We start from the raw sequence: 14,904 nt of genomic DNA on the forward strand, positions 1-14,904 counted from the left end.
TGCAAGCGCTCTTTAGCTTTTTTTAGAGATATTCCCACTAAAATCCATTGTTCAAACTAAAACAAACTTTCGTAATAATGTAAGTGCTCACAAAAAGAAACAGCTGATAAAACTGTATTATATCGAGGCATATCGCATGACAAAAGATAACTGAAATGATAGGATTGCTTGTGAAGGAAATAATCTGAGAAGGGATGAAACAAACATGACAGATGGAAAAAAGAGTGCTTTCTTAAAAGACCACCAAAAAGTTATCTTAGTAGGTGACGGAGCTGTTGGTTCTAGTTATGCTTTTGCACTTGTAACTCAAAATATCGCCCAAGAAGTTGGGATCGTCGATATTAACGTCAAAAAAACTGAAGGCGACGCATTAGATTTAACTGATGCCCTAGCTTGGACTTCCCCTAAGAAAATTTACTCAGCTACTTACGCAGACGCACATGATGCCGATTTAGTTGTTATTACTGCTGGTGCACCTCAAAAACCAGGTGAAACTCGCTTAGACTTAGTTCATAAAAACTTAAAAATTAACCGCGACGTTGTAACTCAAATCGTGGCCTCTGGCTTTAACGGCATTTTCTTGGTTGCCGCTAACCCAGTTGATATTCTAACTTACTCAACATGGAAATTCTCAGGTTTTCCAAAAGAACGCGTTATCGGTTCAGGTACTTCCTTAGATTCTGCTCGTTTCCGCCAAAAAATTGCGGAATTAGTTAAAGTAGATGCCCGCAATGTCCATGCCTATATTTTAGGCGAACATGGCGATTCAGAATTTCCGGTTTGGTCACACGCTAACGTTGCCGGCTTACAAATTTACGAATGGATTAAAAACAATCCTGACGTCGATGAAGAAGCTATGGTTAACTTGTTCTTTAGTGTTCGTGACGCAGCCTACACGATCATCGATAAAAAAGGCGCAACTTTCTATGGTATCGCAACGGCCTTGGCACGAATTACCCGCGCTATTTTAAATGATGAAAATGCAGTCTTCCCATTATCTGTTTACTTGGAAGGTCAATACGGCTTAAACGATATTTATATCGGTGCACCTGCTGTCATCAATGCGCAAGGAATTCAACAAGTTATTGAAATTCCATTGACTGACTCAGAACAAGACCGTATGAACGCTTCTGCTTCACAATTAAAAGATATTGTAGATGAAGCATTCAAAAAATTAGAAGCCGAAGACGCTGCTAAATAAGCTTAAATAATTTAATCTAATTAAAAAAACCTGCCCGCATTTTTGTTGGCAGGTTTTTTTGATGAAAAATTTCAAAATAAGGCTCCTTAATCATTTCATTAAAGGTAGACTTAATGAAAACAGCAGTTTTAAATTTTTTATTGTCTTTTAAGCATAATCTTCGCTTTTTTCACAATCTGTGCTATGATATTCTCGATATAATTTTATTATAAAACTAAACGCTTTAAGGAGATATCTGATGACTAGAGCTTCTCGCCACAAAAAACATACTAAAGTGATTCTTGCTATTTTTTTAGCCTTGTTCGTTATTGCCGGGGGCGCATATGCCGCGCGGAGCTTTCATTATAGCGATCATTTTTTACCCAATACAAAAATCAATGAAACAAGCATTGCAAATTTGACGGTCAAAGAAGCCAATGCGAAACTAAAAGGGGCCGCCGATGAGCAAACCTTTGATATTAAAGATAATGGCACAAATTGGCAGTCGATAAAAAAAGTTGACTTAGGTTTAAAAACTGACTACACCAAAGATTTGGAAAAAATCAAAGATGCCCAAAATCGTTGGAAATGGGGCGTGGCGTATGTCTTTGCTGAAAGTGACGATAAATTAGACGGCGTGGCAGTCAACGAAGATCAACTTACCAGTGCGATTAAAAAAATTGAAAATGAATTAAATGAATTTAATAAAAACCGTACAAAAACAAAAGATGCTACTTTAACAAAAGGTCCTGGCGGTTTTACAGTGACTCCTGAGGTCGAAGGAAATTCCGTTAATGTTGCAGCTGTCGTGGCTGACGTCAAAAAAGCAGTCAGCAGTAATAAAGACAGCTTGGAGTTAACAAACTATACTGAAAAGCCAAAAGTTACCGCCAATGATGCAAATTTAAAAGAAGAATTAAATGCTTTAAATAAAGTTGCCCAAATTCAAGCAAATTATTCCATTAATGGTGACCAATTCCAAATTCCAACAACCACTATCATGGACTGGTTGGAATATAAAGATGGTAAAGTTACCTTAAATAAAGACAAAGTAACGGGCTATGTAACCGAACTAGGTCAACAATATAATACAAGTAGTAATCCCACAAACTTCAAAAGCACACTGCGGGGTGATGTGACAGTTCCAGATGGCACTTTAAGTTGGACTATCCAAACAGATCAAGAAGTACCCGCACTAATGGAACAAATTATGAAAGGTGAAAACTTCACGCGCTCACCAATTGTAAAAGGCAGTGGCACAGCTGACAAACCTTTAGTCGGCAATACGTATATTGAAGTAGACTTACAAAATCAACATATGTGGTATTACAAAGATGGTGCGGTTGCACTGGAAACCGATATTGTTTCGGGTAAACCAAAATCACCAACACCACCTGGCGTATTCTATGTTTGGGAAAAATCTCGCAACGAAACACTCCGAGGCAAAAATGACGACGGAACAAAATATGCTAGTCCAGTAGATTACTGGATGCCTATTGATTGGACTGGCGTTGGTATTCACGATTCAGACTGGCAACCAGCCTATGGTGGCGATCTTTGGAAAACACGTGGGTCCCACGGCTGTATCAACACACCACCAGATGTAATGGCAAAATTATTCAACATGGTTTCAACCGGCACACCAGTCCTAGTTTTTTAATTGCTAAAATCGTCGTGCTAAAATGATGTCTAATAAAGATTATGCAAAAAGACTGTGACAGATTTTTGTCGCAGTCTTTTTTTATGTATAAAATAAGCCCAGCTTAGAAAAAATTTCTAAGCTAGGCTTATTTCATTTTTGATGATAAATGGTAATGCCAAGTACGCCAAATAGCAATAAGGATACCAACCAAATTGCTTTTCCAGCAAAAAGATGGGCAGACAGCGTACTTAAAATTGCCCCTAAACAAAAGGCAAAAATAATCGTGGCCGTATATTTGATTTTAAAACTGGCAGTTGGATCTTTTTTGAAAAAATGTTGGTACGTATAATCTGCAATTGAGCGCAAATTTCCAGTCGTCATTGTCGTAGCATAAGGCAAGCCTGCTAAACGCCGATATGTAGCAAACTGAATGGCTGCAAAAAATGACAACGAAGAATTGATCAATAAATTATGACCAGAATCAGAAAAAATCCCAACACAAAAAATCCCCACCGCCTCAATGGCGACTGCAACATTTTGCCAAACAAAGCGCTCATGTTCAAAGCGAAATTTCAACACGTCAGTAAAAAAGATGCCCAACAAAAAGATACAAATGGGAAATACATACCGAATGATGTGGTCAAAATTTCCTTGCGCCAAATTTAAGCCCAGTAAAATGACATTACCAGATTGCATACTAGCGAAAACTTCACCGTGAAATAAATACGTATAAGCATCTAAAAAACCGCCCGCCATAGCCAGCATGACTCCGACCGGTAAGCTTTCATGAATGGCAATTCGTTCGTCGAGAAATTTAAACTTGGGTAATTGCATGCTTAATTTTCCATACTGGTAAAGACTTCTGCAACATCGTCATCGTCTTCTAATTTGTCTACAAGTTGTTCCAATTTAGCTTTTTGTTCATCATCTAAAACAATCGTGGTTTGTGGTACCATGGTCAATTCAGCTTGCGCCAAAGTAAAACCATCTTTTTCTAACTGATCTCTAACTGCGGTAAAATCTTCTGCTGCCGTATAAATTTCAAAAACTTCAGGAGCAGCAATCAAGTCTTCTGCACCTGCTTCTAAAACATCTTCAAACATCGTATCTTCATCTACAGCAAGGCCTTCACGCTCAATGGCTATATACCCTTTTCGCTCAAATAAATAATTAACAGAACCTGTTTCCCCTAAATTACCGCCATTACGCGTAAAAGCTACGCGGACATTTGTGGCAGTGCGATTGCGATTGTCTGTTAAGGCATGAACTAAAATTGCTACCCCACCAGGACCATAACCTTCATAGGTTACTTCATCATAATTTGCCTCATCGGCAGAACTAGTTGCTTTTTTAATGGCCCGATCAACATTATCATTTGGCATATTGGCAGCTTTGGCCTTATCTACCACTAAGCGTAATGCTGGGTTCATCGCCACGTCACCACCACCAGATTTTGCTGCCATATAAATTTCCCGGGATAATTTTTGAAAAATTTTACCGCGTTTTGCATCTTGCGCATTTTTGCGGCCTTGAATATTGTTCCATTTTGAATGTCCTGACATCTAAACTCCTCCTCGTTACACTTTTACCTAAACTTTTAGGCTCACCTCTTTATTGTAGCCCTTTATCCACATTTTTCAAATCAAAGACCATATCAAAAAATAAGTTAGAACAAAATGATGACGAGAATCTTATTTTTAAGTAAAAACCGCTGACATTTTTTACCACAGGTCTTATCTAGCTATGAAAGTCTTTTTTTAGTAGCCAAAAGATAAAGCAAGATGATGAATATCGCTGTTAGTGACCCTGACATATCTAAAAGTACGTCTTGAAAAAGCGGCGTTCTATCCCCTGTTAACATTTGATGAAATTCATCCAAAGCAGCATAACCGGTGGCACTTAAGAGACCAAAGAAGCCACCCCACCAGAAATTTTTCTGACGATAATATAAGGCCAATGTCAAGCTTGCGCCTAAAATAAAGTAGGTTATAAAATGTGCTCCTTTACGAATAAAAAACTCCACAAAGGAAAAATAGCCTTTAGCCGCAATGCTGACTTCACTGCCGGCATAGTTAAAAGCAATCTGACTTAGGGGCTTTTTTAAGGGCTCATTTTTTAAAAGTGTTTCCAAAAAACCGATTTGTGATTGTTGGTGGTACGTTTGCGAAGAACTGATAAATAAAATCACCATCATGAAAATGGCAATGCCTAAATACACGTATGGATTTTTAAAATTTCGTTTCATATGACGCCTCCAATTCAGTTTCTAATTTTACCACAAACGAGTAATTGTTATCTTCCTTTATAGTTATAGACTTATTTAATTTTCTAATACCAGGTCATTATTTTAGGATTGGTTTCAATATAATTGTAAAATTCAAAGCTCTCAGAAGTTTCTGAATACTTTTGTTGTGCTATACTAAAAAGGATTAAATTAATAGAAAGAAGTGTTGTAGATGTACGCATTAACATGGGATTTAGACAGTATTTTCCCTGGTGGTAGTCAATCAAAGGAATTGACTGGCCGGATGGAACTCTTAGAAGAGCAATTAAAAGACTATCAAAGCAAGGTCAAAAATTTTGAGGTAAAAGATCGTGATATTACCGCAAATTTAGCAGCTCTATTAAACTTACGAGAAAAGATTGCCAACGGTTTTTCTCAATGCAGTTCATTTTTAAACGCACTAATGTCTGCTGATGTAACCGATGTAGATGCCAAAATTCGTTATGGCAAATTAACTTCACTCTCCCCAATCTTTCAATTAAGTGAAACGATCTTAGCGAAAAAATTCACTGAAATTTCAGATCAAGATTGGTCTGACCTCCTAACAAGCGATGCGTTAAAAACTGTTGCCTTTCGTTTAAGCGAAATTCGGCGCGATGGTAATGAATTGTTATCTGAAGAAGCTGAAAATATTATCAATACGTTATCTTTGGATGGCTTGAACGCTTGGAGTCAACACTACGATACACTAGTTGCAACCATTGAGATCCCTTTTACCGATGAAGCAGGCAACGTCCAAAAACTATCTGCCGGTCAAGCTTTCAATAAAATGATGGGAGATCCTGATAAAGAGGTGCGGGCTGCTTTATTTGCCACCTGGGAAAATGTTTGGCGCGAAAAGGCCGATTTATTTGCCGATACATTAAATCATTTGGATGGTTTTCGTTTATCCACTTACAAATTACATGGCACAACCGATTATTTAAAACAACCGTTGGAATACAATCGGATGTCAAAAGCCACACTTGATGCGATGTGGGGAACTATTCAAAAAAATAAGCAACCAATCGTAGACTTTCTAACGAGAAAAGCACAATTATTCGGTAAAGAGAAGATGGAATGGCAAGATCAAGATGCTCCGATTATTTTGGACGGTATGACAGAACGCACTTTCACTTATGACGAAGCGGCTGCTTTTATCTTAGATAACTTCCGCAAATTCAGTCCCAAAATGGCAGATTTTGCCCAAATGGCTTTTGAAAAAAGCTGGATTGAAGCAGAAGATCGTCCCGGCAAACGTCCTGGTGGCTATTGTACCGAATTACCAGAAACACAAGAGTCACGCATTTTCATGACCTATAGCAATTCTATTAACGAAGTGGCCACATTAGCCCATGAATTAGGACATGCTTTTCACAGCAGTGTTTTATGGGATATTCCTCGCTTGAATCAAGATTATGCCATGAACGTTGCCGAAACTGCTAGTACGTTTGCAGAACTAATCGTCGCTGACGCAACGTTAAAAGGCGCAACAACCAAAGCAGAAAAAATCAATTTATTAGATGCAAAAATGCAAAATGCGATTGCGATGTTTATGAACATTCATGCCCGCTTTATTTTTGAAAATGATTTTTACACGGCCCGCCAACAGGGTCTAGTGGCACCAGAAAAAATTACAGAAATGATGGTAGCTGCCCAAAAAGAAGCTTATGCCGATGGTTTAGCAAAATATCATCCTCATTTCTGGGCAGCAAAATTACATTTCTTTATTGATGATGTGCCATTTTATAACTTCCCATATACATTTGGCTACTTGTTTAGTATGGGAATTTATGCCCAAGCTATGAAAAGTGATGGTAATTTTGAAGATCAATACATTGCTTTATTACGAGATACTGCTGCTATGACAACAGAAGAATTGGCCCAAAAACATTTAAATGTTGATTTAACTAAACCAGATTTCTGGCAAGCAGGAATCGATATGGTGCTACATGATATCAACGACTTCATGACACTAACAGAAGAATATGTAAAATAAGGATTTTAAAACCCGGCAGGGCAGTGACGCGTTTTGGTCACTGTCCTTTTTTGCAATGATAATTTTTTAGTAGCTCGATCAAAACAAAAAAGAAATTCTGATTTAGTCGCAGTGAAAGTCTGCAAACGTCCAACTTTCTTTTGAAAACCACCTTATAAAAGAGCACAAAAAAAAGCAGACCTTCAATCGCGTCTGCTTTAGAAATTTATTTTGTTAAATCGATTTTTTGACCAATCGTATACATGATAATCCCGCCAATAGTCATAGACAGTAACTCGCCAATGGCAATATATCCCCAATTAATCCAAAATGGCATTTTGTATAAAATAGTTAGTTGCCCGGCAACAGTAAACATCGAAAAGGCAAATAACACAGCGCAAATCGCAATTTTAATCCGCATATCCGTAAAACTCGCACAAATTTTACGGCAAATAACTAACACAAAAAAAGTACAGACACTTCCGATTAAAACATCAAGGATCCCATTGGGGGAAGCGATGTTGGCAATAGCACAACCGATGGTCACAGACCACACATAGCGCTTGTTGTACAAGGCTAAAAAGTTGAACATTTCTGCTACGCGCAATTGGACTTGGCCAAAACTAAAAGGAGCTAAAAAAACCGTAACCACCACATATAGCGCCGCAACAACGGCCATTTTGGCAACTTCATCTGTCTTCCAGTGAACTGAACCTAACTTTTTGATTTGATTATCCATTGACTCTCTCCTTTGCAAGGTTATCCACCTTGGTAATAAACTGCACCCAAAGGATTGAAGTGGTGCAGTGGGATTTACTCCCTGTCTTTAACTATAGCAAAGACACTGAACAAAAAAAAGCTTCTTTTTATATTGGTTATTAAACTGTCTTCACTTTAATAACCAACCGCCATCAATTGGGACAATATTGCCTTGCAGATAGCGCGCTTTGCTACTAGCTAAAAACAAGGTTAAATCCGCTACTTCTTCAGGTTGCGCCCACCGTTTAACTGGCGTTTCCTCTGCTACCCATGCAGCCATTTTACCATCACCAGCAAAGTCAGCGGCATTCATTGGTGTTTTTATTGCTCCTGGTGCAATCCCTACCACGTGAATTTTTCTGGCATAATCCAATGCCAATTGCTTCGTAAATCCAGCAATAGCATGCTTACTAACGGTATAACTAATCCCACCACCGCCTGCGACAAGGCTGGCAATTGAACACATATTAATAACCGTTCCCTCAGCTTTAATCAAAGCGGGTAAAGCGGATTTGGTAATGTAGTAGATGCTATTTAAATTTGTCGCAAGAATGTCTTGCCATAAATTATCATCGGTTTCTAAAAGCGGTTTGTAGTTATCCAATTTCCCAGCGGTATTTAATAAAATATCAATTTGATTGAAGCAGGTTATGCAAGCGGCAACTGCATTGAGACAATCTTCTTTTTTTGATACATCCGCGATATAACCAACAAAGTTCTCCCCATAATCTGCAAAATTTTGGCTAAAGTCTTCCTGCACATCTACACCAAAGACTTTAGCACCGGCAGCTAAAAAAGCTTTAGCTTGTGCCTGACCAATCCCAGAAGCGACCCCCGTTACGAAAACCACCTGATTTAAAAACGCGCTGTTATCATCCTCACTCATGGACAATTTCCCAATCATCTGCCAGAATGTCACAAACCGTTGGAGCAAAGCTCGAAAATCCTTCATCAGCAGTTTTAATTAAAAAGTAAGGCGTAACAGGGGAATTATCATACACTTCTCCATTTACTAAGGTTACGTAAAGTTCAAAACCGCTCCAGCCTTTACGAATAATTTTTTCTCCTTTTTTTAAGTGGGGTAAAATTTCTTCAAATGTCATTTGTTTTCTTCTCCTTATCTAAAGCGAGTAGCAAATAGAAAATACCTATCTGTACGAGTTGCAAATTTATATTTACTTTAGCACGCTTTTTACTGATTGACTACACTAAAAAACACGATCTCCAAATGAAGACCGTGTCAGAATTTCATTTATTACATGCGAACCGCAAATTGTGGTGCAAAGTAAGAAACAGAACTGATTGAAACAGATTGACCAGGTTGTGGTGCGTGAATATATTGTCCGCCACCCATTGCAATTGCAACGTGATGTGAGCTACCTGGTGAACCCCAGAAGTATAAATCACCTGGTTGTGCTTGACTTACAGGAATAATAGTACCAGCAGATTCTTGCGCTACTGTGTAAGTACCAATGTTACGGCCAGCTGCGTGTAAGTAAACGTAGCCAACAAAACCGGAACAGTCAAAACCTGAAGGATCTTTACCACCCCAAACATAAGGGACGCCGATAAATTGTTGTGCGTAACCAATCACACCGCCACCTGAAGGCGCTGGGATTTCTGGTTTTGGAATTTCTGGTTTAGGTGTTTCTGCAGCAGAACTACCACCATTATTATTATTGTTTGATGATTCAGTATTGCTATTGTTATTCGTACTTGATGAACCAGTTGAGCTTGAAGATGTGTTGGAATTGCTTGCTGAACCAGTTGAAGAACCATTACTTGCTGATGAGCTAGCTGAACTAGATTCTTCTGTTGTTGCGCTTTGCGCTACAGCATCTTGCGCTGCTTGTTCTTGTGCTTGTTTACGTGCAGCTTCCGCTTGTTTTTCTTGTTCGCGAATGCGCGCTTGTTCTGCTTCTGCTTCTTGTTTTTCTTTTTGCAAGCCAGCTTTTTGGCCTTCAGCAGTATTTTGTTGCAAAGCAAGGTCTGCTTTCATTGCATTTAAATCTGCTTGTTTGCCTTGAACGTCTGCTTTTTGAGTTTCAAGTTCGGCTTGGTTTGCTTGGATTTGGGCTAATTTTTTGTCGTTTTCAGCTTTTTTATCTTCAACGGCTTTTTTATCAGCTTTTTGTTGTTTTACTAAATCGTTGTTCGCTTTAACAATTGTTGTCATTGCTTGAACACGACCGATAGCATCTGTTAGAGAATCAGATTCTACAACTGCATCGATAAAGTTCGTGCTTTGGCCATTCACTTGGACGTCACGGGCTTGCTTTTTAATCGCTTCTTCCCGTTTTGCAATCCGAACTTTCAAGTCTGCAATTTCTTTTTGTAATTTTTGTGTGTCTTTATTTAATTTAACTTGGTCGTTAACCAAAGCTTCGGCTTTAGCTGTAATGGCTGCAACTTCGCTTTCAAGTGTATCGATTTGTGCTTGGGCGCTAGCTTGTTGCCCTTTTAAATCGTTGATTACTTTATCTTGATTTTCAATTTTTTGATCGATAGTATCTGCCGCGGCTACACTGGGAGCTGCAACTGCTGTAAGTGTTAATGAGCAAACTAACAATGCTGATAACAAACTCTTCTTCACTCTTCATTCCTCCGACTGGCTTACTTTGAATTTTTTCTTAATTATTCGGGAATTTTTTTAGACCTTTCCCGACGACATGAAAATTGTACCACAGCCATATGACATTAAGATAAACGAAATGTTACAAAAATGTTTCAAATGCACTTTTTTATATGACAAAGTTGTAACCATAAAAAAACCTTCAAAAATTATTCGATAACAAATAATTTTTTGAAGGGAAAAATAAAAATTATGAATAAAAGCATATTGATTAACAAGGTCGGGCCTAAAAAACGACTGATAAAAAACGTATCACTTACATCAGCAAGTTTAAATAGCATTTGAATGCTCAGTGTCACCAGTTCAAATAAAGTAACAAAAATAATCATGCCAAAAAACATCGTGAAAACGTTACGATACAGCGTATCCGCTAAGGCATACATCAACCAGACACTCAATGGCAAAGCCACCATGTAAATACCTAATACGCCGACATAATACATATCAAACAACATTCCCAATACTACTGAGGTAATTAACATGTAGCGTTTTGATAAAACCATGCAGCCACACATAAGTCCAAGGAGCAATAAATGCGCATTGGCAATGTAATAATTACGACTCCAATTTTCCAACAAGCGGGTAAACTGACCATCCAACAGCATTAAAATGAAAAAAGTTGGAGCCGCATAGTATTTCACAGTATCTTTTTTTACCATTAGTCACTGTCACCTACCGCTCTTTTTACGACCGTGACAACAGACATATCATATAAGTCCGCATAAGGTTTCACATAAACTTGCTTGTCTAGACCGTAATCGTCCGACTTAAATTCAACGACTGTTCCAACTGGTAAATCTGCCGGAGAATTTCCGCCTAAGCCTGAAGTTTGGACCACATCGCCAGCTTTTAATTTTTTCTCGCCGGTCAGTTGATTGACAATCATCGTCCCTGTTTTTTCATCATAATTTCGCAGTAGACCAAAAGTTTCGCCGTCTTTGCCGGAAATTCGGACAGGAAAATGATTGGAATTTTGATTCGCAGAAGTAAGCAATTCGACTTTTGCAGAAGCTAAGTTGACTTCAACAATCCGACCCACGAGACCTTTTTGTGACATAACTGCCATATTGACTTTCAAGCCGTCTTTTGACCCCTTATCAATGACCAGCATATCCTGCCAAGCATCTGGTGAGCGGGTAATGACATTAGCCGAAACCTTTTCAAAATCTGTCAACGTTTCATTTAACTTCAATTCAGATTGTAGTTTTTTTATTTCTCGTTCTTGATTTTTAGTTTTTTGTGCCAATTCATCATAAGAATCGATTTTATTTTTTAACCGTTCATTTTCACTATAAGTCACAAATAAATTGTGCACATTACTAAAAGTATTTTCAACAAATTTAACTGGCGCACTAATAACGCGATCAACAATTGCGACACTATCATTTGCAACAGACTGACCCAAGTTTGTTTTTTCGCTATTGGCTCTTCTGGCTGCCGTAATACTTATCACAGAAACCACCACGATGACTAAAATCAGCGTAATGATAATATTTTTATTCGGATTAAATTTCTTCACAAATACACCCCTCAAGAAAAAAGCCGGCACGGTTGCGTGCGACTGATAGTAATGATTTTACCACTAAAGTCTTTTAAACAAAAGGCAGGTATAGACTCTTAAGAGATTTTTTGTAAAATAATCATCTTCTTTACACAAATTGGATAAAGTAAAGCTTAGCGACTGTAATTGTATACCCGTCAAGTGCGATTTTTATCCAGTAGAAAAAATGAACGAGCTAGGCCTATGTAAAAAAAATAAGCCGGCCCTAAAAATTGCTACGCGCATTTTAGGTATCCGACTTATTCCCATGAAAACACCTTGCAAACCTTGTGTAACACCCCTTTTAATAAGAGCGTTTTTTAAAGTTACAACGTGCAGCTTTCACTTTTACTAACAACTAACCAGCTAGCACCACTAGAGAACTAGCCTGGTCTTCAAGTAAGAAACTGTTACAAAAAATTACTTCAAACAGCTTTTTTACTTAGTTTCTTTTTAGCTAAAGCTAAATTAGGTTTTACTAATCCCGACTTTGAATGACTGCTACAATGCCGCTGGCAAAACTGATTTCAGCTTCTTGGCCGATAAATTCATTGCTGGCATATGACGTTGGCTGTAATACTTCTACCTGATCTAATGTGTATTTGCTTTTTGTCAACGTAAGTTTTGAAACAGGTGTTAAACAACAGTAAGCTAAATATTTTAGCCCCGGAATTTTTTTTACGCGATGTTTTCCCGCTGGCAAATAACTTAAGCAGTTTTTATTATCACGAATCGTAATTTGCTGCATAAAGGGTGTAAAGCGCGGTTCTACACCTAGCCAAATATTAGCCAATAAATGATCAAGACGGCCACCCGTTGCGCCGATTAACGTCACCTGGGCTAAAGGATATTTTGCAAAAATTGAAGCTAAGGCCAGTTGGGTATCGGTGTCATCTTTTTCAGCAATCGCCGATAGGATTTCCTGTGCTTTTTGTCCCACTAGGTCATGCTCTTTTTTACTTAAGGAATCAAAATCTCCTACTGCTAAAGCCACTTCTTTATTTTCTTCCAATAAAAAAAGTGCCCCGCGATCAATCCCGACAAATAAATCAAAGGGCTTGGCCATAATATCTGCTGGCCAAAGTTTAGGATCCCCACCTGCCACTAGTAAAATATTCATTTGGCCAAAGCTTCTTTCAAAGCGGCAATTCGTTTTTCTATATCGGGAGCATTGTAAATATAAGAACCGGCCACAAAAACATCTGCGCCAGCCGCTTTACAAATTTCTGCTGTTTCAGGCACAATTCCGCCATCTACTTCAATTTCGTAGTGATAGCCGAATTTTTCTTTTAAAGCTTTCAATTCTTTAACTTTTTCAACTGCTTCACTAATAAAGGCTTGGCCGCCAAAACCAGGATTTACAGTCATCACCAATACTAAATCAGCCATCTGCAATACGTGTTGAATGGCCACAACCGGAGTGCCCGGATTGATGGTTACCCCTGCTTTAACATTCTCATTTTTTATCATTTGCAACGCCCGATGAATATGCGGTGTTGCTTCTACGTGAACATTAATGATGTCTGCTCCTGCTTTAGCAAAGTCTAAGATATAATTTTCCGGATTTTCAATCATTAAATGACAGTCCAAAGGTAATTTCGTTACCGGACGAATCGCTGCAACGACAGCAGGGCCAATTGTAATATTTGGAACAAAGTGCCCGTCCATTACATCAACGTGAATGTAATCAACACCTGCTTTTTCAACGCGTTGAATATCTCTTGCTAAATTGGCAAAATCTGCACTTAAAATCGATGGTGCAATTTTCATAAAAACTCCTCCTGACAATTTTCAAATAAAAGGTTATTTATTTTTCTTATAGATTGGACGCCGTTTTTCAATCTCTGCTAAAAATTGCAAATAATTATCATAACGTACTGATGCAATTTCGCCTTGTTCTACGCGATGTTTGACTTCACAGCCGGGTTCATTGACATGCTGGCACTCGCGAAACTTACAAAAAGGGGCCGCAGCGACAAATTCTGGAAACATCCGAGGCAACTCATAGGCGGTAATATCTTGAAATTCCAATGAACTAAACCCAGGCGTATCTGCAACAAGACCGCCGTCGATTGGCAGTAATTCGACATGGCGCGTTGTATGTTTTCCCCGCCCCAAATAGTCCGAAATAGCAGCCGTAGCTAATTTTAAATCTGGTCGGATTTTATTTAATAAAGTCGATTTACCGGCACCTGATTGGCCCATGAAAACACTTAGTTTGTCTTTAAATAACTTTTTCAAGGCGGCTATATTTACTTTCTCATTTTCTGAGGCAATGACTTTATAGCCGATTTTTTCGTAAACCGCTTTAACATGCGCAAGCTGCTGTGTATCTTGCAATAAGTCTAACTTACTTAAATAAATGACCGGCTCAATCTCTTTGTATTCTAAATTGACCAAGAATCGATCTAATAAGTTATAAGAAAAAGCCGGTTCCACCATACTGATGACGACAATTCCCAAATCAACATTGGCTACTGGGGGACGCACTAATTCATTTTTACGTGGCAACAAATCCAAAATATAACCATCAGTTAAATTACTACTTTCAAATTCAACCCAATCTCCAACCAAGGGCGTCAATTTACGCTTACGAAAATTTCCCCGTCCTCTTGTTTGATACGTGGTATCTTCTGCTACTACATAATAAAAGCCACTTAAAGCTTTTCTGATTTGACCTTTCACCCATTGTCCTCCTATAAAGTTCAAGACTATACTTCCATATTTTACCATAGTTTTGCTTTTACTTTCGTTTGAAAAATTTCTTTTGGTTTTTCTGAACATTGCTTATCTGTTACTAAAAATTGAACCTTAATAAAAACTGACTGTAACTAAACGGCCTGGTAAAACCAGTTTATTTTTCTTTTTTATGGTGTACAAAACAGGCCTGTGATAAAAATTATCACAGGC

At 38.3% G+C, this 14,904-nt stretch carries 15 protein-coding genes; 3 read left to right on the forward strand and 12 right to left on the reverse strand.

The window, feature by feature from the left end:
• The first annotated feature begins 205 nt into the window (after positions 1–205).
• Entirely contained in the window at positions 206–1,201 is a 996-nt protein-coding gene (locus tag JZO76_RS02195) for an L-lactate dehydrogenase (RefSeq protein ID WP_206902542.1), read from the forward strand.
• Between the two features lie 238 nt (positions 1,202–1,439).
• Positions 1,440–2,840, forward strand: a complete 1,401-nt coding sequence (locus tag JZO76_RS02200) for a L,D-transpeptidase family protein (protein WP_206902543.1) — start codon at positions 1,440–1,442, stop codon at positions 2,838–2,840.
• A 132-nt stretch (positions 2,841–2,972) separates the two neighbouring features.
• Here JZO76_RS02200 and JZO76_RS02205 read toward each other — a convergent pair whose 3' ends face one another.
• The 3 genes from JZO76_RS02205 to JZO76_RS02215 all read right to left on the reverse strand — a co-directional run bounded on the left by JZO76_RS02205 (position 2,973) and on the right by JZO76_RS02215 (position 5,067).
• Positions 2,973–3,656 carry a YoaK family protein gene (locus tag JZO76_RS02205; RefSeq protein WP_206902544.1) on the reverse strand — a complete coding sequence of 228 codons (684 nt, stop codon included), beginning with the start codon at positions 3,654–3,656 and terminating at the stop codon, positions 2,973–2,975.
• Between the two features lie 2 nt (positions 3,657–3,658).
• A complete protein-coding gene (locus JZO76_RS02210) occupies positions 3,659–4,384 on the reverse strand; it encodes a YebC/PmpR family DNA-binding transcriptional regulator (RefSeq protein ID WP_206902545.1) in 726 nt (241 codons plus the stop codon).
• A 179-nt stretch (positions 4,385–4,563) separates the two neighbouring features.
• A complete protein-coding gene (locus JZO76_RS02215; protein WP_206902546.1) occupies positions 4,564–5,067 on the reverse strand; it encodes a VanZ family protein in 504 nt (167 codons plus the stop codon).
• 211 nt (positions 5,068–5,278) lie between these two features.
• On the opposite strand from JZO76_RS02215, the gene JZO76_RS02220 reads away from it, so the two are divergent.
• A complete protein-coding gene (locus JZO76_RS02220; protein ID WP_206902547.1) occupies positions 5,279–7,084 on the forward strand; it encodes a M3 family oligoendopeptidase in 1,806 nt (601 codons plus the stop codon).
• A 205-nt stretch (positions 7,085–7,289) separates the two neighbouring features.
• Here JZO76_RS02220 and JZO76_RS02225 read toward each other — a convergent pair whose 3' ends face one another.
• The 9 genes from JZO76_RS02225 to rsgA all read right to left on the reverse strand — a co-directional run bounded on the left by JZO76_RS02225 (position 7,290) and on the right by rsgA (position 14,727).
• The gene (locus JZO76_RS02225; protein ID WP_206902548.1) at positions 7,290–7,802 is read right to left on the reverse strand and encodes a QueT transporter family protein; all 513 of its coding nucleotides are present in this window, start codon (positions 7,800–7,802) and stop codon (positions 7,290–7,292) included.
• Positions 7,803–7,952: 150 nt separating this feature from the next.
• The gene (locus tag JZO76_RS02230) at positions 7,953–8,726 is read right to left on the reverse strand and encodes a 3-oxoacyl-ACP reductase (RefSeq protein WP_242595740.1); all 774 of its coding nucleotides are present in this window, start codon (positions 8,724–8,726) and stop codon (positions 7,953–7,955) included.
• Positions 8,701–8,925 (reverse strand): DUF2829 domain-containing protein, encoded by a 225-nt coding sequence (locus JZO76_RS02235; protein WP_206902549.1) that lies wholly within the window; start codon positions 8,923–8,925, stop codon positions 8,701–8,703. Before JZO76_RS02235 ends, JZO76_RS02230 begins: the two co-directional genes overlap by 26 nt.
• Before the next feature lie 152 nt (positions 8,926–9,077).
• Complete coding sequence (locus JZO76_RS02240) at positions 9,078–10,415, reverse strand: PcsB-like coiled-coil domain-containing protein (protein WP_206902550.1); 1,338 nt, start codon at positions 10,413–10,415, stop codon at positions 9,078–9,080.
• 188 nt (positions 10,416–10,603) lie between these two features.
• Entirely contained in the window at positions 10,604–11,113 is a 510-nt protein-coding gene (gene mreD, locus JZO76_RS02245; protein ID WP_206902551.1) for a rod shape-determining protein MreD, read from the reverse strand.
• Complete coding sequence (gene mreC / locus JZO76_RS02250; RefSeq protein ID WP_206902552.1) at positions 11,113–11,973, reverse strand: rod shape-determining protein MreC; 861 nt, start codon at positions 11,971–11,973, stop codon at positions 11,113–11,115. The genes mreD and mreC overlap by 1 nt, the downstream gene beginning before the upstream one ends.
• Before the next feature lie 499 nt (positions 11,974–12,472).
• On the reverse strand, positions 12,473–13,114 hold the full coding sequence (locus tag JZO76_RS02255) for a thiamine diphosphokinase (protein ID WP_206902553.1): 642 nt from the start codon (positions 13,112–13,114) through the stop codon (positions 12,473–12,475).
• Positions 13,111–13,764, reverse strand: a complete 654-nt coding sequence (gene rpe, locus JZO76_RS02260) for a ribulose-phosphate 3-epimerase (protein WP_206902554.1) — start codon at positions 13,762–13,764, stop codon at positions 13,111–13,113. Before rpe ends, JZO76_RS02255 begins: the two co-directional genes overlap by 4 nt.
• A gap of 33 nt (positions 13,765–13,797) precedes the next feature.
• Positions 13,798–14,727 (reverse strand): ribosome small subunit-dependent GTPase A, encoded by a 930-nt coding sequence (gene rsgA / locus JZO76_RS02265; protein ID WP_206902555.1) that lies wholly within the window; start codon positions 14,725–14,727, stop codon positions 13,798–13,800.
• Positions 14,728–14,904: the final 177 nt, after the last annotated feature.

It is taken from the genome of Candidatus Enterococcus myersii (assembly GCF_017316025.1).
Taxonomy (GTDB): Bacteria; Bacillota; Bacilli; order Lactobacillales; family Enterococcaceae; genus Enterococcus_C; species Enterococcus_C montenegrensis.